The following is a 21827-nucleotide window of genomic DNA, read 5'->3' as shown; positions in this document are numbered from 1 at the left end:
CGGCGTAAAAAAAGTATAAAAACTTCTAAACGATAAATTTTCAGTAAAATTTATCAGATCAGTCACAGATTAATTCGAGAGAGTATCAACATGCATGACATCAGTTGCCCGCATTGCGGCAAAGCGTTCAAGATCGACGAGTCTGGCTATGCCGATATTCTGACCCAGGTGAGAAACAAGGATTTTGATGAGCAACTGGAAGCCAGGCTGGCCTTGGCGGAACAGGAGAAAAAAACCGCAGTTGAACTGGAAAAAGCCAGGGTCTCCAACGAGCTGCAAAAAATTGCCGCCGCCAAGGATGCTGAAATTCAGCAACTGCAGGCCACACTGAATGCGAGCGAGGTTGAAGGCAAGCTGGCACTGGCGCAGGCGCTGAGTAGTGTGGAAAAAGAACGCGATGTGCTGGCCAATGAAATTGCCCAGATCAGAAAAGACAATCAGGCCGCATTGCATCTGGCGGAAGCCAGGCTGGCCAACGAATTGCAAAAATCCGCAGTGGCCAAAGATACCGAAATTCAGGAGCTCAAGGCCAGGCTGCAATCGGCTGAGGTTGCCAGCAAGCTTGCCATCAATGAAGCCGTAACCACGGTGGCCAGGGAGCGCGACGAGCTCAAGAGCGGCCTCAACCGCGCCGAGCTAGAAAAGCAGCTTGCTGAAAGAGCGCTCAAGGATAAATATGAAACCCAGATCAGGGATAGAGATGATGCCATTGAGCGGCTCAAGGACCTGAAAGCCAAACTCTCGACCAAGATGGTGGGCGAGACCCTGGAGCAGCATTGCGAGATTGAATTCAATCGCATACGCTCAACCGCCTTCCCCCGCGCTTATTTTGAGAAAGACAACGACGCGCGTAGCGGCAGCAAGGGCGATTTTATCTTCAGGGATGTGGATGAAGCGGGCACTGAAATTGTCTCTATCATGTTTGAAATGAAAAACGAGAGCGATAAAACCGCCAGCAAAAACAAGAATGAAGATTTTCTCAAGGAGCTGGATAAAGACCGCATAGAAAAGGGCTGCGAGTACGCCATTCTGGTGTCTCTGCTGGAGCCGGAAAGTGAACTCTACAATTCAGGCATTGTGGATGTGTTCCATCGCTACCCAAAAATGTATGTTGTCAGGCCGCAGTTCTTTATTCCCATCATCACCCTGCTGCGCAACGCCGCCATGAACTCACTGCAATACAAAAACGAGCTGGCGCTGGTGAAAGCACAAAGTGTAGACATCACCAATTTTGAAACCGAGCTGGATGCCTTTAAAACGGCGTTCTCGCGCAATTATGACCTGGCCTCTAGGCGCTTCCAGACGGCGATTGATGAAATAGACAAGTCTATAGATCATCTGCAGAAAACCAAGGAAGCGCTGCTGGGCACAGACAGAAACTTGCGATTGGCGAATGACAAGGCCCAGGACGTGACCATCAAACGCCTGACCAAAAACAACCCCACCATGGCCGCCAAGTTTGCAGCGCTGGATAAGGGGGAGGCAGAGTAAGTAGGGTTAATCGTCCTGCTTATGCTGTGGACTAATTCTGGTCGCTACAAGATGTGAATTACATGATTTGAATCACATGATGTGAATCACATAGTAATCACGTTGGAAAGCTCAATCAGGTTTTGATCAGGGTCGCGCAGATATACCGAAATCAAGGCGGAATAAGCCCCGGTTCTGCGCACCGGGCCTGATTCGATAGTAATGCCGTGTTGCTGCAACTCGGCAATGACCTCTTCAATCGGTGTGGCCAGCCGAAAGCACAAATCGGCAGACCCGGCTTTAGGCGCATGCGCGCGCGGCTGAATATCAGATTTGAGCGGGTGCAGATTGATCTTTTTATCGCCAAACACCAGGGCATGGCGGTTGTCACCGAAAGTGACGGCTTCCATGCCCAATACTGTGGTGTAAAACCTGATTGTTGCATCAAGGTTTTTCACCGTTAATACCAGATGGTCCAGGTCTAGAATATGCATAGGATTTGGGGCTTGAGCGATTAAGATTCAGCAAGTTTTTGCAGCGTATTGCTTAATCCTAGCCTGCCTGCTGGCCCCCATCAAGCCCAGCAGTATTAGCTTATTAGCACTAAAGATTAAGTCCACGGCTTGGCTGAGAGGCATGGTCAGAATAACAACAGGTTAAACATGAATATTACTAGGGAAGATCTGGAGCATCTTTATCACGAGCTGGCCGATGCTGAATTGCAGCGCATGCTGGCTACAGGCAATTTGACCGAGTTGGCGCAGTCAGTGGCTTACAGGGAATTGAGAAGCCGTGGTGTTGATGCGGGCGTGGCTGCGAGAAAAAATCTCAATACCACTTTGGAACCGGACAATTCCATTACTTATGTGCGTGTGGCTCATCAACTCATAGAGCCCGAGGCGCAGTTGATTTATGGCTTGCTGCTCGCACATGATATTCCAGCCGAACTGCAGGGCGGTGGTTATGCGATTATTCCCGGCGATGTAGGCAATTTCATGGTGCTGGTACCTGAGCAATATGCCGAGCAGGCGCTAACGGTGATTTCCCAGGATGATGAAGGTGGGTTTGAACTGGCTGACTTGCCAGAGCTGTCAGATCTGCCTGAAATTGAACTGGAAGCTGCGGCCATGACACTGCCGCCTGCGCAGCAAAAACAGCCCCGCAGCCATCGTGCAAAACCTGCAACCAAGGCCATGCCTGCCAGCAACAGTCCTTTCAAAACTTCGGAAAGTTACTGGTCGCTTTGGCTATTGTTGCTTGTCATTCTGCTGTTGGGATATGCCTGTCTGCATTTGGCCTGCAGCGATAGCCCGTGGCTAAGCATGGAAATCCTCAAGACTGAATGTTGAGAAAGGGGTGAGGGCGTGCGTAAACGTATAGACCTATGCAAGGGCTACATCCACGCATTGCCCAGCACGTTGCCTTAGCAGACTGGCTGCTCATTACCCCCATGGAAGGAGCAGCCAGCAGAGGTTTCACTTTAGGTGTTGATCCAGAAACGCCCGTATAACCTTGCCGATTTCCTCCCCATGGGTTTCAAGCGCCAGATGCCCGGTGTCATAAAAATGCACCTGCGCATGGGGGATATCCCGCTTCCAGGCTTCGGCACCCGCAGGCAAAAAGAAGGGATCGTTCTTGCCCCAGACTGCCAGTAATGGCGGTTGATGCTGGCGGAAATAAGCCTGAAACTCAGGGTATTTCGCCACATTGGAGGCATAGTCCAACAGCAGGTCCAACTGCACCTCGGCATTGCCAGGGCGGCTCACCAACAGACTCTCCAGCGCAATGGCATCTGGTGCCACCAGGCTTTTATCTGGCACACCTTCCAGATACTGCCACTTGATGGAAGCAGGCGTGGTGAACTCGTGCAGGGCTTCACGGTTGGCCTGGGTTGGTGCCTGCCAATATTTCTGTATGGGTGCCCAGCCTGCGCCCAGACCCTCGGCATAGGCATTGCCGTTTTGCGAAACAATGGCAGTCACGCGCTCAGGGTGGGCCAGAGCCATGCGCCAGCCCACGGGGGCGCCATAGTCAAACACCTGCATGGCATAGCGTTCCAGCTTGAGTTGCTCGGTGAACTGGGTCATGGTCTGTGCAAGCTGCTCAAAAGTGTAATTGTATTGCCCACGCGCCGGGGCCTCAGTAAAGCCAAAGCCCGGCAAATCAGGCGCAATGACGTGGTATTTATCTGCAAGCTTGGGGATAAGGTTGCGATACATAAACGAAGATGCCGCATAGCCGTGCAGCAACAGCACCGTAGGCGCATTGCGATCACCCGCCTCACGGTAAAACACCTTCACATCTCCCACCTGCTCAAACCTGTGCTGTACCTGTAAATCTGCTGCCTGCGCGCCACTGCTCAGCACTGCTGTGGCCAGACCTGCTGCGACTAATGCCTGTTTGGAATTCATTGCCATCTCCTTGTAACCAGTAAATGTGTTATTAAAGGTTACATAGGATTTGTGTAACTAGTCAACTAGATTTTTATAGGTTACATTAATGGCATGACAGAAAACCCATCCAGCCAGCCAGAACTCCTATTCGTCGGCGATAACCTCGCCCTAGACTTCATCAACACCCAGTACGGCGTGGGGGCAGCGCATTGTGAATGCCTGATAGACGACAGCAGCGTAGTGAACTGGCTAAAAGCCGCACAGCTACTGCCTGAAGATTTTGAGCCTGCGCCGCCAGGGCTGCTCAAACTGGCCCTGGCACTGCGTGCAAGCGCAAAATCACTGCTACAGGCCGCCAGGCTGGAAGGAGATGTAGACGTTGATGTGGTGAACCAAATATTAGAAGCGGGCCGCAGTGCGCGCGAGCTGGAGTGGGATAGCGCCAGCAAGACTTTCAAGCTGGTGGCACATCGTCGGCACGACGACGCAGCAAGCCTGCTAGAGCCTGTGGCGCAAGCCCTGGTGAGTTTGCTGACGGATAGCCAGTTGGGCTTGGTAAAGGAATGCGAAGCCCATGACTGCACTTTGCTGTTTCATGATTTGACCAAATCGCACCGCAGGCGCTGGTGCAGCATGGCGGTGTGCGGGAATCGGATGAAGGTTGCGGCGTTTAGGTCGAGGAAGAAGGCTGAGTAGTAGGCATCCGATGCTTGGCTTCACAATTGGCTGATGACAGACTCTGTCAGCGTTAGTTGAGATGTCGTCATGTTGAGCGAGCAACGTGAATAGGCAGGATTGGATCTCGCAGCATTAGCACTTGCGTCTTCCAGAAATTACGGTTACGCATAAAGCGCAAATTAGTCTAAGGGCTGAATCCTTGCTGAGTTCAGCAAAATTTTCGATTCTAATTGTCATTAGAGGGTAGAAATGGCGAAGAAATTTCTACTGCACTCTCTCATGCATTTCTGGCAATTCATGCTGCAGCCTAGTGACCTGATTATGTTTAATACAGGATAATCCTGATGGAAAATAAACAGCAGAATATTCCCCTGCTGCGATTGCAACAGCTGCCGATCAGGGCTCGCTTGTTCTGCAGAAAAAATCAACAATATTGCGCTTTTATCCTCAAAATACCATAGACACACTATTCGGCTAAATGCATAATCAGCGGCGCATTGAATCTCATACCTGAAAGCGTTTTATTGCAGTCATAAATTGCGTATCAACAGAACGTACATCAGGTCTGAACAATGACAATAATCTGTGGCAAGACATACACCATTTAAACAATAACAATGATTTGATCATGAAAATCCATCACCTGCTTATCGCGTTTTTTATCACCGCCACACTGCCAGCCTGTACCCCAATTGCAAGAACTCCATTGGCGCCCCAAGCCGCCGCAAACATTGCCAATGTCAGCACCAAGCTTGCCATCCCCGGTGATGAGATTATCGTACGCGCCCAGGCGTCCAATATTGCTGCAACCATGGGCTATGGCTTGCTGCCAGCATTAATTGAAGGCTCCATCAATGCCTCCAGGCAAAGTGAACTTGAGTCACTTTCAGCGCCTTTCTATGCCAGTCAGCAGGTGGACTTCCGCGAGATATTCAGCAAGTCATTCAATGCCGAGATCAAGCAACAAAACATCCTGCCGCCCTTACAGTTTGCTGCGTCTGCCACCGGTATTTCCAAAAGCATACTGGCAGAGAAAAAAGCCGGCCTGAAGTCTGACGCTGCATTCTTTGGCCTACGGATATGGTATGAATTTTCACCATCGCTGACCCAGTTATTGGTCTTTGCCAGCGCACAACTGATCAACAATCAGGCAGTGGAGCCGGTTTACAAGAATGAGCTGGTGTATGTCTCTGCTGCCGTCAGTGGCGACAAGCCCCTGGACCAGTGGGCGCACAATCATGGTGAGGCACTGGCCCAGGCATTTGCCGATAGCGCCACCGTGCTGGCCAAGCTGCTCAAGCAAGACCTGGCAGCCCCGGACAATGCCACGGTGTTCAGCGCTGCTGCCCAGCATGCCAAAATCAACTATCTCTTGCCCAGCCCTATGCCTACAGCAGTCGAGGGGCACATTACCGAGAAAAGTGATCATAGACAAACCATACGTGCCAACATAGGCGCGCTGTATTCAACCCCATCCAATTGATATAAAGAGCCACTTCCATGCGCTTCCCTTCCGTTCTGCTGGCTTGCACTTTGTCGCTCATGTCTTTGCACAGTGTGGCAAAGGATGAATCCCTTCTTGATTTGCGCTATGAAGCCGAAATCTCCCCTAATGCAAAAGTTGTGAAATCCAATGGTTGTGAATTAGTGATCAAAGCGCCCGAGGATGTACGTCTTAACAAGGAAACTCTAGGTATCACCTATGCCGATAACGCCATCATAAGCAAGCAGGCACCCACACTGTGGCTCAATCAGGCCTTGCTGGATTTAAAACGACTAGGGTTCAAGACTGCAGCTGCCGATGAAGGCCAAAACCTGGCGCAGCAGAATGTGCTGAGTGTGCAGCTGGACAAGGCTTATGTCTGGTTTCACAGCATGAACATCTATGCCACGCTGGTCGTGAATACCTCGCTGCAGAATCGCCAGGGCGCTGTCGTCAGCAAGCAATACCGAGTGATTGGCACCAAATCCAACTGGGCCAATACCGATAGTGAATACACCACCACGCTGAACATTGCTGCTTCACGATTGCTGGAGCAACTGAGCACAGACCTGGCCCAGCAATGCAAGGCATGATTTAACACGGGCGTCTGCTTATGAGCAAGCCACTTGCCATCAACACTCTTACTATCCAAATTATAGGAATGATCATGCAATTTCTATCCCATCGCATGCAATTCTTGGGGCGATTATTGGGCGGTTTGATGCTCAGTGTTGCCGTCTTCAGCCTGAGCGGCTGTATGACGCAGGCATTGCTGAACAGCGACGTCAACTATAAGGAAAAGATTTCATCTATCCTCGTCACCGAAGATGGCAAAAAAATGCTCATCATTGGCCAGGATTACCACTATATTTTCAATGTGAATCCGCAGATTTTATCCACCATCAAAGCTGATTATCGTACCCAGGTCACTGCAAGCATTGATCGTTTTTTTGTGGCAAATGATCAGACAACCACTGGCAGGATTCACCTGTCTCTGAACAAGGATGCATCTCCAGAGTTTGCGCAAGCCGCAGCCGCCGCTGGCTATCATTGCTCAGAAAATCTCGGTTGCAAGGTTTCCCCTTACATCAGGGGCGTGCGCTACAAAGCCAAAGCCTTGCCCCTGGGCGTGACGGAAAAGCTCAAAAAGGAGTATGTCGTTGATGTCACCTATCACGGCAGCCCGGGAGCGAAAGTATTATTGACACCAGTAACAGTCGTGGCTGACGGTGTGGTTGGCGCTGGCGCATTGCTGCTGGGTGGCGTTGCTGCAATAGGCTGGACCGCTCTGGTTGTGGGCCACGAAGTCTGCGGCAGTGCATGCTAGCGTGAGTGACTGCAAGAGAATCCATGGTCTGGAAATACATGGCCTGAGATTCATAGACTAAAATCCATGGGCTAGTCTGGCGCATGGATTGATCGCCTGCACAGTTGTGCAACACACCATAAGTTTTCATTTATTACATATTAGAAATCAATGACATACATATTGATCATCACCATAACCTGTCATTAAATTGGCACCATATAATGTCATTAATGTATGAAAAACAAGCATAAAATGTCATTATTGCAACTTGTTGTTTTTAATGGAAATTAGTAGGGATTGTGTCGATGGTAGCATTAGCCTGGCGTGTCAGCTTGTTTTTATTGGCTCTTGCCGTATTTTCGCCATCCTGTGCAGTTGCTGCATTGTCCAGCAAGGAGCTCCCCCAGAGCTATTGTAGTCTTGGCAAAGAAATTGGTTACCCAGCCCGTCCATATAACAACTCAACCGTTAGTTGCGCGAGCAATATGGTTGATTTAACTGGTGGTCCAGGCAGGAATGGCATGAGGAATAACCTCGCTTTCTATGTCATGGGTGATTATGACAATCCCCGCCAGTTGATGAGGATTTCACTGATACTTAATGTAAACAATGAAAAAGCCAAGGCTGCTGGCACGCAGAAGTTGCCAGGGTAGCAGGCAGGTTGGCTGTACTCTTGGACGGAGATGAAAAGAAGAAGGTTGAGAAGATGATCTTAGCTGGAAAAAAAGGTGTCATCAAAGGCGATAGCTGGCGGACTGAGATCAAAATTGAAAAATGGCCGACAGGTCTTGGTCATGATGTGACAGTCTATTTCCATCCAATTAAATGAACGCGCAGCCAACCCCTTTATTGACGTGGGAGTGCAATCTTGAAAGCCTCAAAGTGATCGGCTTGTTTCATGCGCTCAATCCACCACTTCAGGCCTTCTCCAGTAGCGTCACTGCGCCAAGCCAAGTAGACCTCTTCTTGTTGCCTGTGCTCAATTACAGATTTTTCAACGAGAACCCCTGCGTCAATATATGGCCTTGCAATAAAGTCAGGTAAAAAACCAAATCCTATGCCCGCGACTTGATATTCAAGCTTGCAGCGCATGTTTGGCACGGCCAGGTTGTCCTGCCCAAACAACACGCCAATAGTTTTGGGTGCCATTTGGCGTACTGATCTGAGACGACGATGGCGCGATGCGGGCTCAAATCATCTTTGCCCAATGGGTGGGTTAGTGCAGCTAATGGGTGCTGAGGTGCAACAGCAAAGACAAAATCCATGGTGCCTAATTTATGCAGCTATAGCCACCACCTGAGGGAGGCTCACCCGCAGCCCCAATCAAAATGTCCACTCTTCCATTCAGCAGTGCTTCCCATGTGCCAGACAATGATTCCTGACTAATTTTCAAGCGGGTCTTGCCTGCTACCGTGTAAAAGTCTTTTATGTCATCGGACAATACGGCTGGGGAAAACATGGTGTCCATGCCAATTGCGAGTTCCGTCTCCCAGCCGGATGCCACTCTGCGCACGCGTTGCTCCAGATCACCGGCAGCTTTTAATAGATAGCGCCCTTCCTTTAAGAGCTCAGCTCCAGGTGTGGTTAATGACACCTTTGGCCCTTGCCGCTCAAATATCTTCACCCCCAAATCATCCTCAAGTTTGCTGATGGTGTAGGAAATGGTGGAAGGAACTTTAAAGAGTTCATTGCCAGCAGCGGCAAAGGATCCCAGGCGATCAATAGCATCTAAAACCAGCAGTGCATCAAGGCTTATTCTGAACATTCGAAATTTTCGATTATAGGTTGGTAATCTATCCGTTTTTCTTCACGAATCATTTTCTACATACTTCACACATCCAACGAATACGCAGTTTTAACGGAAATGCGTAATTCGAAATTATTGCATATATAGCGAGCATTTTGGATGTGCTCTCATTTAGAGAGGTAGAGATCATGTTAACAGTTCATCAAAGCAATGCCCGTGGTGCTGTAGACCATGGTTGGTTGCAATCCAATCACTCTTTCTCGTTTGGTCACTACTACAACCCTGAGCAATTGGGCTTTGGGCCATTGCTGGTAATCAATGAAGACCGGGTTCAGCCATCCCGGGGCTTCGGTACCCATTCGCATAGCAATATGGAAATCATTTCCTATGTGATTAGTGGCGCTCTGGAGCACAAGGACAGCATGGGCACTGGCTCGGTGATTCGTTATGGCGATGTGCAAAGAATGAGTGCTGGCACTGGCGTCAGTCATAGTGAATTCAACCACTCCACTACAGAGCGGGTGCATTTCCTGCAAATTTGGATTCAGCCAAATGTAGAAGGTATAGCACCTAGCTATGAGGAGCGGCATTTCGATGTCACGCAGAAAGAAGGCAATTTATTGCTGACCGCCTCTCCGGATGGTCGTGATGGTTCAGTCCTCATTCATCAGGATGCCTATCTTTACAGCTCAATTCTGGATGGCGACCAAAGGGCTGAGTACCAATTTCAGCCAGGCCGAATAGGTTACGTGCATATCGTCAGGGGTGAAGTGGTTGTGAACGGTCGGCAGCTTAGAACTGGAGATGCTCTCAAGGTCGTCCATGAAGACAGACTTGAGTTTACTCAGGGTAAAGAAGTTGAGTTCTTGCTCTTCGACTTGCCGTACTAAATGAGGGCTCCACCCAGTCGTTTTGGGTGGGGTCTCAATGACCACTTTCCATTAGCGGTCAATATTGTGCAATACAGGTTTTTTGGCGTTTGTTATAAATCGTAAACGTGTCCTACAGCCTGACAGGGCTCGTCAAAATCCAGTGATGGCTGGGGTGAAGCCTGACATGCGTAGAAACATTCATTGAGTTTTTTATTAGGGAGTTTAGTCATGTCCGCAGCAACAGAAAAATTATTGACCCCAGACAATTGCGTTTTCGTATTTGTCGATCATCAACCACAAATGTCGTTTGGCGTGACAAGCATTGACCGCCAACTGCTCAAAAATAACACCATCGCTATGGCAAAGACTGCCAAGCATTTCAACATCCCAACTATTCTGACTGCGGTTGAAACCGAATCCTTCAGTGGTTACATCTGGCCAGAGCTGATGGAAGTGTTGCAACAAGATCCTATCGAACGTACCAGCATGAACAGCTGGGAAGATCCTAAGTTCATCGAAGCTCTTAAGGCTACCGGCCGCAAGAAGATTGTAATTGCAGCGCTCTGGACTGAAGCCTGCCTGATATTCCCAACAATCTGTGCCTTGGATGAAGGTTACGACGTCATCATGAATACCGATGCATCCGGCGGTACTTCCCAAGAGGCACATGATGCTGCCATCCGCCGTTGCGAAATGCACGGTGCACAGTCCATCACATCCGTTCAGCTCCTGCTTGAACTGCAACGTGACTGGGCAAGAAAAGAAACCTATGTAGGCACCACTGACATTGCGCGTGAGCACTTTGGTGCTTATGGCATGGGCATTGATTACGCAGCAACATTGCTGCACGACTACCCACAGCGTACTACTCACCCTCACAAGGTTAGCAAGTAATTTGTGAGATGAGGGGAAGGCTTAGTCTTCCCCTCATGGCATTAAAACCCTTGGAGTTTCTGCAGTACCCAAGTTGAACGCATTGATAGAGGTGTCAAACCATGAGCACGCAATTTCCCGAAACCATCTTGTATAACGGCAAGATTACAACGCTAGACCCGCAAAAGCCTGAAGTGACTGCCATTGCATTCAAAGATGGCAAGGTGCTGGCACTAGGTACTGATCTAGAGATTAAAGCTCTGGTAAATGGCACCACTAAACAGATAGACCTCAAAGGCAGGCGCGTCATTCCAGGTTTGAATGACAGTCATATCCACTTGATTCGTGGAGGTCTCAACTACAACATGGAGTTGCGCTGGGAAGGTGTCTCCAGTGTGGCTGATGCCCTTGAAATGTTGAAAATCCAGGCAGATCGTACACCGGCACCCCAATGGGTGCGGGTAGTGGGCGGGTGGAGTGAGTTTCAGTTTAGAGAGCGACGGTTACCAACATTGGCGGAAATCAATGCAGTCGCACCAGATACCCCCGTATTCATTTTGCACCTTTACGATAGGGCATTACTTAATGGAGCAGCCTTGAGGGCTGCGGGTATTACAAAAGACACCCCGGATCCTGTTGGTGGGCGCATAGAGCGTGACCAAAATGGCAATCCAACCGGCATGCTGATTGCAGAACCCAATGCCATGATTCTTTATTCAACTTTGGCCAAAGGCCCGAAGTTGCCATTGCAAGATCAGATTAACTCTACCCGTCACTTCATGCGTGAGCTCAACCGCTTGGGTCTGACCAGTTGTATTGATGCTGGCGGTGGATTCCAGAATTACCCCGAAGATTACGAAGTCATTGAACATCTGCATAACGAGGGTGACATGACTGTGCGTATCGCCTACAACTTATTCACCCAGAATAAGGGCCAGGAATTACAAGACTTCCAGAAGTGGTCGAAGATTATCACCCCCTATAGCGGTGACAACTTCCTGCGCCACAACGGCGCTGGAGAAATGCTTGCATTCTCCGCCGCTGACTTTGAAGACTTCCTCCAGCCACGACCTGACATGTCGGGCAACATGGAAAAAGATTTAGGCGAGGTTGTACGTTTCCTGGTGGAGCAGCGTTGGCCTTTCCGTTTGCATGCCACCTACGACGAAACCATAGACCGCGCCTTGAATGTTTTCGAGGCCATCAATCAGGACACGAAATTCAATAATCTGCGTTGGTTCTTTGATCATGCCGAAACTGTCTCTGAAAAGAGCATGGAGCGGATCAAGGCATTGGGCGGTGGCATTGCAATTCAGCATCGTATGGCCTTCCAGGGCGAGTACTTCGTGGATCGCTATGGCAAGGATGCAGCTAAACAAACACCTCCAATCCGCAAAATGCTAGAGCTTGGTGTTCCAGTTGGCGGCGGTACAGATGCGACACGTGTCGCCAGTTATAACCCCTGGGTATCACTGTATTGGATGGTGACCGGTAAAACCATAGGTGGGCTGGGACTGTATGACGACAGCAATATTCTGGAGCGTGAAGAAGCCCTCAGACTCTGGACGCTAGGTAGTGCCTATAAGTCCAATGAAGAGACCGTCAAGGGTGCGATGGTTCCGGGAATGTATGCCGATGTAGCTGTGTTGTCTGCAGACTTCCTGACCATTCCTGATGAAGACATCAAGTCCATTAGTGCAGTACTGACGGTGGTTGGTGGTCAGGTGGTTTATGCGGCCGATGATTACCAGGATTTGGATAGGCCTATCCCACCTGCCAGCCCAGACTGGTCGCCTGTGCGCGTATTCGGTGGCTATCAGTATGGGGAAGGCAAATATGCTGCACTTGCCAAGAATAGCTGCACAACACCAGGTTGCTCGCATGCCTCGCATCAGCATGGGCATGACGGCAAGCTCTCTACATGGCTGGGCCTGGATATTGCATCCAAGATGCCTAAGTTCGATAACCCCTGGAGCGTAGGCTGCGGCTGCTTTGCCTACTAAGACATCATGACGACAAATACACCTCAAATACCTAAGACCGCATCTGCATTCACACCATTTAAGTTTGGTGTGTTTACAGTGTTGTGGATTGCAACGCTGATATCCAACATCGGCACCTGGATGTTTAACGTGACCTCGGGCTGGGTGATGACAGATCTATCCCCATCCCCCTTCATGGTTTCTTTGGTGCAGGCAGCTACAGCATTGCCCATTTTCCTGTTTGCCCTTCCGGCAGGTGCACTGGGCGATATTTTTGACAGACGCAAGTTGCTCATCATCACGCAGATATTTTCTGCTGCCATGTTGTTCGTGTTTGCAGGACTGCTATGGGTAGGACAGGTCAATGCCTGGACGTTGTTGCTCTTCACCTTCTTGACTGGTGCAGGTGCTGCTTTCTCCATGCCTGCATGGCAGGCCATCGTGCCCAAGCTTGTGCCCAAGGAGGCGTTGCAACCCGCAATTGCGCTCAATGGCGTGAGTGTCAATATTGCACGTGCTATCGGGCCTGCTTTAGGTGGTTTTGTTCTGGTTGCGGCCGGTGCCATCACTACCGTAGTACTGGATGCGGTTTCTTACATCGTTGTGGTGGCAGCATTGCTATGGTGGCACGCGGCTCAGAAGCAAGCGGATACCTTGCCTAGAGAAAAAATGGTTGGGGCAATGCGTGCTGGCATGGCATTTTCCCTGCGCAGTACACCACTGTTAGCTACCATGGGGCGAGGTCTTGCCTTCTTCACCTTTGCCTCCGCCTATTGGGCCTTGCTGCCGCTGGTGGCCAAAGAGCTGCTGCACGGTGGGCCCAGCTTATTCGGTATCTTGCTGACAGCGCTGGGTGCCGGTGCGGTTTCGGGTACTTTCCTCATGTCTAGCCTTAAGAAATACTTTGGCCCAGACATGATGGTATTGCTGGGTACTGTCGGCAGTGCGCTGGGCATGCTGCTGTTTGCCTATGGAGGCAGTGAAGTGGCAGGCATAGTCGCAGGTTTTGTTTCAGGGATTTCCTGGATCATGGTGATCTCCTCACTGAATGTCTCTGCCCAGTTGGCCTTGCCAGAATGGGTGAGAGCTCGTGGACTAGCTATCTTCCAAATGATGTTCTATGGAGCCATGACCGTGGGCTCCCTGGTTTGGGGCAAGCTGGCTGGCGTGCTTGGACTATCCACGACCCTGACGGCTGCAGCAGTTGCCGCACTGGTGCTGATTCCCTTGACCTGGAAGTTCAAACTCAATCTGGGCGAACACGAAGATTACCTGCCTTCAGGACATTGGGCTGAGCCTGTGCCCGCTGGGCATGTGGAAACCGAGGATGGGCCAGTATTGGTCACTATCGAGTACGTCATCCAGGATGCAGACCGTCAAGAGTTCCAAAGATTGGTGAAAGAGCTGGGTACATTACGCAGGCGTGATGGCGCGGTGAACTGGGGCATCTTTGAAGATATCAGCGCCAAGGGCAAATTCACTGAAGTCTTTATGGAAGAGTCCTGGGTCGCGCATATGCGCCAGCACTTAAGAGTGTCAGGGAGCCATAAGACCCTGCAGGAACTCATACGCAAATTACACCAAGGCGAGAGTGCACCCAAGGTGCTGCATGCAGTAACGCCCAACCCAAACACCGTTTTCGAACCATTACCGGAGCATCACCATGATTAAGATTTTTCTGGGACTTTTACTGGGCTTTGCTATTGGCCTGTTATGTAAGGGCATAGGTGTGCCTGTGCCGTCACCTCCCGTAATACCAGGTGCATTATTGGTGTTGTCGATGACCATTGGTTACTTGATCGCCGACAAAATCGCAAAGCACCAAAGTACGACCAAACATTTATGTGGCGGCCCTACCGGTAAGCCACATTCAGAAGGCCACTAGGAGATAAGCAAGATGATGTTGTTGTTAGGAATTGGATTGGGCCTGTCGATAGGCTTTGGTTGCCGTTGGTTTGATATTCCTTTGCCCTCGCCACCCAATATTGTTGGCGCTTTATTGGTGGTTTGCATGACGCTGGGTTTCCTGGCTGGTGACTACGTGTTCACTAATGATGCAAGTCCTGCAACTGTTGCCAGCGAATAAGTGATAGCCATGCAAAAGACTTCCCCACAGGCCTGGGCTTGGTTGCTGATTCGCATGCTGATGGCAGTGATGTTCATTGAAAGTGCCATTGATAAAAGCTTGCACTGGCATTTCTATCTGCAGGAAACCACGCAACAGGGCATCCCATTCCCTGCCTTGGCATTAGCGATGGCTATCGCAGTGGAGGTGTTGGGCAGCATTGCATTGCTTACACGTTTCCAGCTGCCTTTGGCCGCATTGATGCTGGCAGGCTATGTTTTTGTACTTAATTTTTTCTATTTCGATTTTTGGAATCTGAGTGGGCAGGAGGCCATAGGCCTACGTAAGGAGTTCTTAAAGAACCTTGCCGTGGTGGCTGGCCTTCTAGCCTTCATTCTCGTACATAGGCGAGATCAACAACAGGACACTATTTAAAATGAAATCATCCAAAATCATCCGCTCTATCCTCCTTGCTGCAGGCTTGCTAATGAGCTTTCAGACTTTTGCAGCGACACCGGAAAAGTCATTCAATGCCCCCTATAACCTTAAGGTGACAGTCAAGCAGATCGGCCCGGTCACGCAAAGCACTGATCTGCAGATCATTACGTTCCTCAAGCACTCTGCTAGTGATAAGTACATTGAGGCTATGGATGATTTCAATGCCAAACAAGGTGATTTCATCAAAAACATACGCTCTCGTGGTGAGTTCGTTGGTGAGCAAGGGGAAACTTTGCTCTACACGCCGCCAGCCAACTCCATTACGCCTACTCAGGTGTTGTTAATTGGGCTTGGCGATGAGAAGGAGCTTTCCTTGGATAAGTTGCAGCTGGCGGGCAAGATTGCCTTGCGTGAAGCCACTCGTCTTGGGGCAAAGCATGTGTCATTCGCGCCTATGCTGCGTGATCAGGGAAATAGCCAGATTGATGTTGCTGAGGGAGATGCTGCGATTGTGGAACAACTCATCCTTGCCTACGATACTGAAAAGCGCCTGCAGTCACAGGGGCTGGCGAAACCTTTCAGCATAGATGAGTGGGTAATTGAGGCAGGCCCGAAGTTTTACGATGCAGTGAATACCAAGGTTGATGCCGCCATCCTTAAAGCTAAAACAGCGATAGACGCCCGTAGCGCTTCCAAGTACGTGAACCATGCAACGCATTAAATCAGTATTTGGGGTGCTGGGTTTCCTGGCGCTGGGCGGTGGAGGTTATATCACCACTGCCCAGGCGAATGACGGCATCACGCCTATCAATCCTGCAACAGGGCAGGTATTGGTTCCGCCCGCAGCTTCAGCGCTTGCGGAGGATGCTACCGCAGGCAAACCTAATCCCAAGTCTGTGCCTTATACCCTGTTACGTTACAATGAACGCTACTCCTACCTCGCAAATCCGGTCGCAAACCGGGATTTTTTTGATCCTGTTAAATATATATCCTTGGATGAAAACGACCCAGAACGCTACCTGAGTTTTGGTGGTGAAGTGCGTGAGCGATATGAGCGTTTTCATAATCAAAACTTTGGCGTTCGCGGCCCGGCGAGTAATGATTTCGGACTGCAACGGATTATGGTGCATGCTGATCTGCATCTCACCAGCAGTTTCAGGATATTTGCTCAAGGGATCTCTGGGGTGCAGTTTGGTGGTGCCAATAAGGCACCCGTAAATCAAAACCCGCTGGATCTCCAGCAGGCATTTGCCGACTATACCTGGGGTGACAATACTCCTAATGGTGATCGCTTCACGTTGCGAGGTGGTCGATTCTCCATGGCGTATGGTTCCAGTCGTCTGGTTGCCACTCGAGCGGCAACCAATATTCCATTAAAGTTTGACGGCGTACAGTTCATTGCCTCTTCCGGTGGCAACAGCAAAGTTTATGGCTTTTTAACCAGGCCAGTCGAAGAGCAACGTTACCGACCTGATCGTGCCAATCCTGAACAGCTGTTTGGTGGTCTATATATCAGCAAACCTGTTAATTCATCTTTAAGCATCGATGCCTATTACCTTGGGTACCGCGATGAAGGGGCACAGTTTGTAGATGCCTCTGGTACTGAAATTCGCCATAGCGTGGGTGGGCGTTTTTTCGGCAAGCTGGACAACTGGGATTACGACCTTGAGCCTGTCTTCCAATGGGGCAAGATTGCGGACAAGGATATTCTGGCTTGGACGCTGGCTGCTGACGCGGGATATACATTCAAGCAGCATCCATGGAAGCCGCGCCTAGGTGTCAAGTTTGATGTGGCCAGCGGGGATAGAAATCAAGGTGATGATAAGGTTGGCACCTTCAATCCGCTGTTTTTCAAGGCAGGTTACTTCAACGATGCCAGTTTGCTGCGTCCAGCCAATATCACGGACTTACATTTCTCATGGCAGGCACAGCCGCTCGAAAATCTAACAGTGACGTTGGGTCACGACATCATATGGCGGTTCAGCAGGAATGATGCAGTTTACGCCACCAATGGCGCTATTAGCCTGCCAGCGCAAACCAGCAATTCTAGTCGTTATGTAGGTTCAACCATTGAAGCTGCCGCGCAATGGAAAATCAACCGTCATCTGGTAGCGACAGCCTCATACGTGCACATGTATACCAGTGATTATGTCGAGAGCGCAGGTGGTGCCGACGTTGATTATGCCGCAGCCTGGGTCAGCTATCTTTGGTAAGCCAAGTTTACTTTTTTACACCTTTCTCGAAAGAACGACACATGCCCAAATTCACGACGCAGGACGCACCGAGCTTTATTACAAGGATTGGGGATCAGGCGCAGCCATTCCAGTGGTATTTTGCCATGGCTGGCCATTAAGCTCCGATGCCTGGGAGTCACAAATGCTGCACTTGGCTGAACACGGCTTCAGGTGCATTGCTCACGATAGACGAGGTCATGGACGATCCAGTCAGCCTTGGACTGGCAATCATATGGATCAATATGCGGATGACTTGGCTGAGTTGCTGAATCACCTAAGTGTTCAAAACGCGATTCTAGTCGGTCACTCCACCGGCGGCGGTGAGGTGGCGCGTTATATAGGGCGCCATGGCACAGCCAGGGTGGCCAAGGCAGTGTTGATGGGGGCGGTAACACCCTTGATGCTCAAGACAGAGGCTAATCCAATGGTGTGCCCAAAGAAGTGTTTGATGGACTCCGTGCAGCATCCATCAAGGACAGATCACAGCTTTACCAAGAATTGGCTAGCGGCCCTTTCTTTGGCTTCAATCGGGAAGGTGCGCCCAAATCACAAGGGATGATAGATGCTTTCTGGATGCAGGGTTTGATGGCCGGACACAAAAACACATTCGATTGCATCCAAGCTTTCTCAGAAACGGATTTCACAGAAGACCTGAAAAAGTTTGATATCCCTACCTTGATTATTCACGGTGACGATGACCAAATTGTGCCAATAGCAACCTCGGCACTGCTAGCTGCAAAACTCGTGAAAGATTCAGTACTTAAGATATATGAAGGTGGTTCACACAGTCTGGGCGATACCAGCAAAGACCGTTTGAACGATGATCTTCTGGCATTTGTGCAGAGTTAAACGGCTACCGCACAGAGGGGTATAAAAATTGCTTCTATACTCCTTGCTAAAATTGGCTGTAAGGGTGGAGGTATGAATAAAGCGAACAAAAGTAGGATAGTAAGTTGGAAGGTGGCTGAGTGTAATTTGTTCCGCTTCGATATTCATCCGGCTTCAGTCATATCCATGGATAAGGTTTTCCATGATGAAATAGCCATCATTGGTTTCAAGGATTGTGCATGGCGATGTAACCAGAATGGCAATACATTCATTGAGACCCCGGACGCACTGGTTTTTAGAGATGCGGGTCAAATCTTTTCCCTTGATTCTGAATACGTGGCCCCTTGGGGAGCCATTTGCAGGGAAATACGTTTTTCCCCATCCACCTTCCTGAACCTCAGTGAAAATTATCAGATTGATCTGGCTGCTATCGATTTCAGTGATCATATGGTCAAGAACCCTGAGTTACGTGGCCTATTCTTCAGGGCACACTCCACTTTGGAGAGCAGTGATTGCGAACTTGAAAAGTCCAGCTACCTGGCTGTATTGCTACAAGGCTTGATTTACGAGAAGCGTGCTGTAAAGACCGTCAGCAACAGATTTAATTGCAAACCACAATTGCGGATGGTAGTTGAATATTTGAGGGAAAACTTCCAATTGAATATCAAGTTGGAGGATATCGCTGATCTTGTAGGGATGAATCCTTTTGTGCTGCTGAGGCAGTTCAGGCGAGCCATGGGCCTTACACCGCATGATTATCTACAAATGATCAGGGTGATTCACGCAAGAAAAATGATTACCTCTGGTTTCTCGCTGGGTGACATCGCACCAGTGTGTGGATTTTCTGATCAGAGTCATCTGACCAGAAGCTTCAAACGCAAGACTGGCGTCACTCCTGGTCAATATGTCTTGATGTAAGGTTAGGCTTTGGAATACTTTGTAGAACTGTTGCAGCAATATGGTTTGGTGATTGTTTTCCTGAACGTGCTGCTGGAGCAACTGGGATTACCCATCCCAGCTTATCCCACTCTGATCGTGACTGCTGCTTTGAATACTTCAGGCGAGCATGCCATTGCCACGCTGCTACTTCTTGCTGTCAGCGGCGCATTGATTGCTGACACCATTTGGTATCTCGCTGGCAGGCGCTATGGCAAGCGAGTATTGGGCAAGCTTTGCAAACTATCGCTTTCACCGGATTCATGTATCAAGCAAACCGAAGCATTGTACTTGCGCATAGGCCCTCCAGCCTTGCTGGTCTGTAAGTTTGTCCCAGGTTTTGCCTCAATCTCCAGTGCGCTTGCCGGATCATCTGGCACGAAGCTGTTAACATTTTTGATCATGGATGGCTTGGGAGCTGCAATTTGGGCCGGTTCAGCCTTCTGGTTAGGCATTACATTCAGTTCAGTTATTGATCAGTTATTGCTGGTGCTAGTGGAAATGGGACGTTGGGGTGCCATGCTGGTGATTGGTGGTCTAATTACGTTTGTTGCGTATAAATGGCTGGAGCGGTACAGGTTTATGAAAGAGCTACGCATGGCGAGAATCAGCGTGGAAAGCCTGAATGAACTAATGGAGCGCGGCGAGAGGCCTGTCATCATCGACACCAGAACTCCAGATCTGCTGGAGGATGGCTGGATCCCAGGCGCACAATTCTTGCCCCTGGCGAAGTTGCATGAGCTTGAACTTGAGATCGCGGATAATGCGGAAATAATTCTTTACTGCTCATGCCCTAACGAAGTTACTGCCGCCAAGATCGCCAAGGCATTTATTAGTAAAGGCTACCTGAATGTTAGGCCTTTGGCAGGTGGTATCGATGCCTGGAAATTAGCAGGTTATAGAGTCGAATTGAAGTAGGCTCAATGAGTCCGTCCAATGGACGGTCAAGAGTTTGAAAGTTGGAACCCCTAAATTGTCTAACAAAGAGACTGAAGTCCTAATATCTGAACTGTTAGTCAGTCTGCTACTCTCTGGTAATCCAATATCACCAATGCCCCGAATATAAGATTTTCGACTATCAGACATTTCAATGAAACCGTCATTAGCGAAAAAAAATGTAGGGATTTTGGGCAGATTTTCACCCTATAAATAGAAAACCCGTAGCGATTGCTACGGGTTTTCTATTTAAGTTAATGATTCTGTTAAATAAAATCCATGGCAACTCATGGTCTGTTGCACAGAGATAATGTGCATTAACCTATAAGCTGCCACTTAATAAATATGTAATTCAATAAACTACCCACTAAATGATTAACATAAGCTGCAATCAATTATCACCATAAATTGCAAGTTTAGCGATTGAATTACGCATAAGTTGCAACTAGTAGATTTCATGCCTGGGATGATTGTGGTCTCAGCAAGTTCAATCGAACATGGGTGTTGGCCTTAGTGCAACTTTTGATCAATCCATTTCGCAAGATTTTCAATAAATTTATCGGCGGAAGTGCTGGGTTCAACAATGTTTTCAAAACGGTGAATATTATAATAAGTAGACAAAGGATCCGTCCCTTTTGAAAACCCCGTGCTTCTAGCTATTGCACTGAAAGAATCTCTATTTGAATCACGGAAAGTTATAGGGGAAGGAGGATGAGCATAAGTCGGCGGATTGGAGTCGTAGATGTGCCCGTAAAACGATAGAGGGGGATAAAGTTTACTTGAATGAATATTAAGAATGGTTAGATCGTATAACCGAGCAACGAATGCTCGCATTTCATCCAAGCTACCAGTACTCATAACATCTTTGCATTCGACACATACTCGTGGTCGACCAAATGGAAATGAGTCAATGTGTTTTTTACGCATAGCCTGAGCCATCGCATGAGGAATAACCGAAATGTCTATCTCATGTCTTGTTTTGCTGCGCCCTTCAAACTGAATCCCATTCCAAATTTCATATTCAGCAGCACCTTTAACTATTTTTAAAGAAGTAGGTCCATTAATGTCTGTTGGGGTGAAACCAGATGGTGCCCCAGCTCGCTGTATGAAAGTACCCGTAAGTGTTCCATTTGGGGAAAGTACTTCAATATCCCATTTTAATGTTTTCAGTGCTCTTGCAAGCTTCATCAGTACATAAAGCTCAAAAATACGACCCGCACCTTTAGCTTCTTGTAGTGTAGGGATAGTGCTCACTATCTCGGACAAAATATTTTTTATTGTTAAAAGAGCCTGTTTATCGTCGTTCATTGTTTGATAGTCTCTCGACTTCGTTGATAAGTCTATGAAATTTATTTGAAATTTCATTGTATTCGATGTTACTTATTCTTGAGACCGAAGATTCTTCCATGCTCGCATTTGTGCGTGATAGTTTAATGCTTTCAATATTTAATTCAGATGCAATCATATTTGTTGCATCTATCATTTGGGTTATTTGTTTGATCCTGAAGAGTAAGTAACTTATATGATCATCGTATGTCTGGATGCTTCTATCTTGTATGACTCCTAATGTATCGATTGAGTCA

General features: G+C 48.9%; 25 protein-coding genes and 1 pseudogene. 21 read left to right on the top strand and 5 right to left on the bottom strand.

What is annotated here, in order from left to right; all coding sequences use genetic code 11:
- Positions 1–90 precede the first annotated feature (90 nt).
- Positions 91–1491, top strand: coding sequence for a DUF2130 domain-containing protein (locus JCM2850_RS11435; protein ID WP_025871972.1), 1401 nt, complete (start codon positions 91–93; stop codon positions 1489–1491).
- An 86-nt stretch (positions 1492–1577) separates the two neighbouring features.
- Here the strand turns inward: JCM2850_RS11435 and JCM2850_RS11430 are convergent, their stop codons facing one another.
- The gene (locus JCM2850_RS11430) at positions 1578–1964 is read right to left on the bottom strand and encodes a VOC family protein (protein ID WP_025871970.1); all 387 of its coding nucleotides are present in this window, start codon (positions 1962–1964) and stop codon (positions 1578–1580) included.
- 168 nt (positions 1965–2132) lie between these two features.
- On the opposite strand from JCM2850_RS11430, the gene JCM2850_RS11425 reads away from it, so the two are divergent.
- The gene (locus tag JCM2850_RS11425) at positions 2133–2819 is read left to right on the top strand and encodes a hypothetical protein (RefSeq protein WP_025871969.1); all 687 of its coding nucleotides are present in this window, start codon (positions 2133–2135) and stop codon (positions 2817–2819) included.
- A 126-nt stretch (positions 2820–2945) separates the two neighbouring features.
- Here JCM2850_RS11425 and JCM2850_RS11420 read toward each other — a convergent pair whose 3' ends face one another.
- Positions 2946–3881: an alpha/beta fold hydrolase gene (locus tag JCM2850_RS11420; RefSeq protein ID WP_088177760.1), complete on the bottom strand. Its 936-nt coding sequence runs from the start codon at positions 3879–3881 to the stop codon at positions 2946–2948.
- A gap of 93 nt (positions 3882–3974) precedes the next feature.
- Here JCM2850_RS11420 and JCM2850_RS11415 point away from each other — a divergent pair, with 93 nt between their 5' ends.
- The 6 genes from JCM2850_RS11415 (at position 3975) to JCM2850_RS21655 (ending at position 8162) form a co-directional block, all read left to right on the top strand.
- On the top strand, positions 3975–4559 hold the full coding sequence (locus JCM2850_RS11415) for a CGNR zinc finger domain-containing protein (protein WP_025871966.1): 585 nt from the start codon (positions 3975–3977) through the stop codon (positions 4557–4559).
- A gap of 610 nt (positions 4560–5169) precedes the next feature.
- The gene (locus tag JCM2850_RS11410; RefSeq protein WP_025871964.1) at positions 5170–6024 is read left to right on the top strand and encodes a hypothetical protein; all 855 of its coding nucleotides are present in this window, start codon (positions 5170–5172) and stop codon (positions 6022–6024) included.
- A gap of 17 nt (positions 6025–6041) precedes the next feature.
- Positions 6042–6617 (top strand): hypothetical protein, encoded by a 576-nt coding sequence (locus JCM2850_RS11405; RefSeq protein WP_025871962.1) that lies wholly within the window; start codon positions 6042–6044, stop codon positions 6615–6617.
- 20 nt (positions 6618–6637) lie between these two features.
- On the top strand, positions 6638–7351 hold the full coding sequence (locus JCM2850_RS11400) for a hypothetical protein (RefSeq protein ID WP_025871960.1): 714 nt from the start codon (positions 6638–6640) through the stop codon (positions 7349–7351).
- Positions 7352–7638: 287 nt separating this feature from the next.
- Complete coding sequence (locus tag JCM2850_RS21450) at positions 7639–7986, top strand: hypothetical protein (protein WP_148301254.1); 348 nt, start codon at positions 7639–7641, stop codon at positions 7984–7986.
- Between the two features lie 20 nt (positions 7987–8006).
- The gene (locus tag JCM2850_RS21655; protein WP_159105163.1) at positions 8007–8162 is read left to right on the top strand and encodes a hypothetical protein; all 156 of its coding nucleotides are present in this window, start codon (positions 8007–8009) and stop codon (positions 8160–8162) included.
- Positions 8163–8179: 17 nt separating this feature from the next.
- Here the strand turns inward: JCM2850_RS21655 and JCM2850_RS22870 are convergent, their stop codons facing one another.
- Together JCM2850_RS22870 and JCM2850_RS22865 are read right to left on the bottom strand one after the other, a co-directional pair.
- Positions 8180–8482: a LysR substrate-binding domain-containing protein gene (locus JCM2850_RS22870; protein WP_234406228.1), complete on the bottom strand. Its 303-nt coding sequence runs from the start codon at positions 8480–8482 to the stop codon at positions 8180–8182.
- 121 nt (positions 8483–8603) lie between these two features.
- Positions 8604–9098, bottom strand: coding sequence for a LysR family transcriptional regulator (locus JCM2850_RS22865; RefSeq protein ID WP_234406227.1), 495 nt, complete (start codon positions 9096–9098; stop codon positions 8604–8606).
- 170 nt (positions 9099–9268) lie between these two features.
- Here JCM2850_RS22865 and JCM2850_RS11380 point away from each other — a divergent pair, with 170 nt between their 5' ends.
- The 13 genes and pseudogenes from JCM2850_RS11380 to JCM2850_RS11325 all read left to right on the top strand — a co-directional run bounded on the left by JCM2850_RS11380 (position 9269) and on the right by JCM2850_RS11325 (position 20226).
- Positions 9269–9970 carry a pirin family protein gene (locus JCM2850_RS11380; RefSeq protein ID WP_025871958.1) on the top strand — a complete coding sequence of 234 codons (702 nt, stop codon included), beginning with the start codon at positions 9269–9271 and terminating at the stop codon, positions 9968–9970.
- A gap of 210 nt (positions 9971–10180) precedes the next feature.
- Entirely contained in the window at positions 10181–10846 is a 666-nt protein-coding gene (locus tag JCM2850_RS11375) for a hydrolase (RefSeq protein ID WP_025871957.1), read from the top strand.
- Between the two features lie 101 nt (positions 10847–10947).
- On the top strand, positions 10948–12828 hold the full coding sequence (locus tag JCM2850_RS11370; RefSeq protein WP_025871954.1) for an amidohydrolase: 1881 nt from the start codon (positions 10948–10950) through the stop codon (positions 12826–12828).
- 6 nt (positions 12829–12834) lie between these two features.
- Positions 12835–14478 (top strand): MFS transporter, encoded by a 1644-nt coding sequence (locus JCM2850_RS11365; protein ID WP_025871952.1) that lies wholly within the window; start codon positions 12835–12837, stop codon positions 14476–14478.
- Positions 14471–14692, top strand: coding sequence for a XapX domain-containing protein (locus JCM2850_RS21080; RefSeq protein ID WP_025871950.1), 222 nt, complete (start codon positions 14471–14473; stop codon positions 14690–14692). The genes JCM2850_RS11365 and JCM2850_RS21080 overlap by 8 nt, the downstream gene beginning before the upstream one ends.
- A gap of 12 nt (positions 14693–14704) precedes the next feature.
- Entirely contained in the window at positions 14705–14893 is a 189-nt protein-coding gene (locus tag JCM2850_RS11355) for a DUF1427 family protein (protein WP_025871948.1), read from the top strand.
- Positions 14894–14935: 42 nt separating this feature from the next.
- Positions 14936–15307: a DoxX family protein gene (locus JCM2850_RS18825; protein WP_234406225.1), complete on the top strand. Its 372-nt coding sequence runs from the start codon at positions 14936–14938 to the stop codon at positions 15305–15307.
- Between the two features lies 1 nt (position 15308).
- Positions 15309–16031: a M17 family peptidase N-terminal domain-containing protein gene (locus tag JCM2850_RS11345; RefSeq protein WP_025871945.1), complete on the top strand. Its 723-nt coding sequence runs from the start codon at positions 15309–15311 to the stop codon at positions 16029–16031.
- Complete coding sequence (locus JCM2850_RS11340; protein WP_025871943.1) at positions 16018–17523, top strand: alginate export family protein; 1506 nt, start codon at positions 16018–16020, stop codon at positions 17521–17523. The genes JCM2850_RS11345 and JCM2850_RS11340 overlap by 14 nt, the downstream gene beginning before the upstream one ends.
- Positions 17459–17890: pseudogene (locus tag JCM2850_RS24015) on the top strand (alpha/beta fold hydrolase); the annotation flags it as partial. The gene JCM2850_RS11340 and the pseudogene JCM2850_RS24015, both read left to right, overlap by 65 nt.
- A gap of 83 nt (positions 17891–17973) precedes the next feature.
- Positions 17974–18393, top strand: a complete 420-nt coding sequence (locus JCM2850_RS22855) for an alpha/beta fold hydrolase (RefSeq protein ID WP_234406224.1) — start codon at positions 17974–17976, stop codon at positions 18391–18393.
- A 72-nt stretch (positions 18394–18465) separates the two neighbouring features.
- The gene (locus JCM2850_RS11330) at positions 18466–19290 is read left to right on the top strand and encodes a helix-turn-helix transcriptional regulator (protein WP_051525386.1); all 825 of its coding nucleotides are present in this window, start codon (positions 18466–18468) and stop codon (positions 19288–19290) included.
- Between the two features lie 9 nt (positions 19291–19299).
- On the top strand, positions 19300–20226 hold the full coding sequence (locus JCM2850_RS11325; protein WP_025871938.1) for a rhodanese-like domain-containing protein: 927 nt from the start codon (positions 19300–19302) through the stop codon (positions 20224–20226).
- Positions 20227–20754: 528 nt separating this feature from the next.
- Here JCM2850_RS11325 and JCM2850_RS11320 read toward each other — a convergent pair.
- A complete protein-coding gene (locus tag JCM2850_RS11320; protein ID WP_148301252.1) occupies positions 20755–21552 on the bottom strand; it encodes a hypothetical protein in 798 nt (265 codons plus the stop codon).
- Between the last annotated feature and the right edge of the window lie 275 nt (positions 21553–21827).

This window comes from Methylobacillus glycogenes JCM 2850 (genome assembly GCF_000617925.1).
GTDB lineage: Bacteria > Pseudomonadota > Gammaproteobacteria > Burkholderiales > Methylophilaceae > Methylobacillus > Methylobacillus glycogenes.
Note: the sequence above shows the minus strand (reverse complement) of the source record. Positions and strands in the feature narration are given on the sequence as shown.

Bases quoted from the DNA above. Each gene is read 5' to 3' on its own strand.
- JCM2850_RS11435 (WP_025871972.1), top strand. From the start codon at position 91: ATGCATGACATCAGTTGCCCGCATTGCGGCAAAGCGTTCAAGATCGAC.
- JCM2850_RS11430 (WP_025871970.1), bottom strand. From the start codon at position 1,964: ATGCATATTCTAGACCTGGACCATCTGGTATTAACGGTGAAAAACCTT.
- JCM2850_RS11425 (WP_025871969.1), top strand. From the start codon at position 2,133: ATGAATATTACTAGGGAAGATCTGGAGCATCTTTATCACGAGCTGGCC.
- JCM2850_RS11420 (WP_088177760.1), bottom strand. From the start codon at position 3,881: ATGAATTCCAAACAGGCATTAGTCGCAGCAGGTCTGGCCACAGCAGTG.
- JCM2850_RS11415 (WP_025871966.1), top strand. From the start codon at position 3,975: ATGACAGAAAACCCATCCAGCCAGCCAGAACTCCTATTCGTCGGCGAT.
- JCM2850_RS11410 (WP_025871964.1), top strand. From the start codon at position 5,170: ATGAAAATCCATCACCTGCTTATCGCGTTTTTTATCACCGCCACACTG.
- JCM2850_RS11405 (WP_025871962.1), top strand. From the start codon at position 6,042: ATGCGCTTCCCTTCCGTTCTGCTGGCTTGCACTTTGTCGCTCATGTCT.
- JCM2850_RS11400 (WP_025871960.1), top strand. From the start codon at position 6,638: ATGAGCAAGCCACTTGCCATCAACACTCTTACTATCCAAATTATAGGA.
- JCM2850_RS21450 (WP_148301254.1), top strand. From the start codon at position 7,639: ATGGTAGCATTAGCCTGGCGTGTCAGCTTGTTTTTATTGGCTCTTGCC.
- JCM2850_RS22870 (WP_234406228.1), bottom strand. From the start codon at position 8,482: ATGGCACCCAAAACTATTGGCGTGTTGTTTGGGCAGGACAACCTGGCC.
- JCM2850_RS22865 (WP_234406227.1), bottom strand. From the start codon at position 9,098: ATGTTCAGAATAAGCCTTGATGCACTGCTGGTTTTAGATGCTATTGAT.
- JCM2850_RS11380 (WP_025871958.1), top strand. From the start codon at position 9,269: ATGTTAACAGTTCATCAAAGCAATGCCCGTGGTGCTGTAGACCATGGT.
- JCM2850_RS11375 (WP_025871957.1), top strand. From the start codon at position 10,181: ATGTCCGCAGCAACAGAAAAATTATTGACCCCAGACAATTGCGTTTTC.
- JCM2850_RS11370 (WP_025871954.1), top strand. From the start codon at position 10,948: ATGAGCACGCAATTTCCCGAAACCATCTTGTATAACGGCAAGATTACA.
- JCM2850_RS11365 (WP_025871952.1), top strand. From the start codon at position 12,835: ATGACGACAAATACACCTCAAATACCTAAGACCGCATCTGCATTCACA.
- JCM2850_RS21080 (WP_025871950.1), top strand. From the start codon at position 14,471: ATGATTAAGATTTTTCTGGGACTTTTACTGGGCTTTGCTATTGGCCTG.
- JCM2850_RS11355 (WP_025871948.1), top strand. From the start codon at position 14,705: ATGATGTTGTTGTTAGGAATTGGATTGGGCCTGTCGATAGGCTTTGGT.
- JCM2850_RS11345 (WP_025871945.1), top strand. From the start codon at position 15,309: ATGAAATCATCCAAAATCATCCGCTCTATCCTCCTTGCTGCAGGCTTG.
- JCM2850_RS11340 (WP_025871943.1), top strand. From the start codon at position 16,018: ATGCAACGCATTAAATCAGTATTTGGGGTGCTGGGTTTCCTGGCGCTG.
- JCM2850_RS11330 (WP_051525386.1), top strand. From the start codon at position 18,466: ATGAATAAAGCGAACAAAAGTAGGATAGTAAGTTGGAAGGTGGCTGAG.
- JCM2850_RS11320 (WP_148301252.1), bottom strand. From the start codon at position 21,552: ATGAACGACGATAAACAGGCTCTTTTAACAATAAAAAATATTTTGTCC.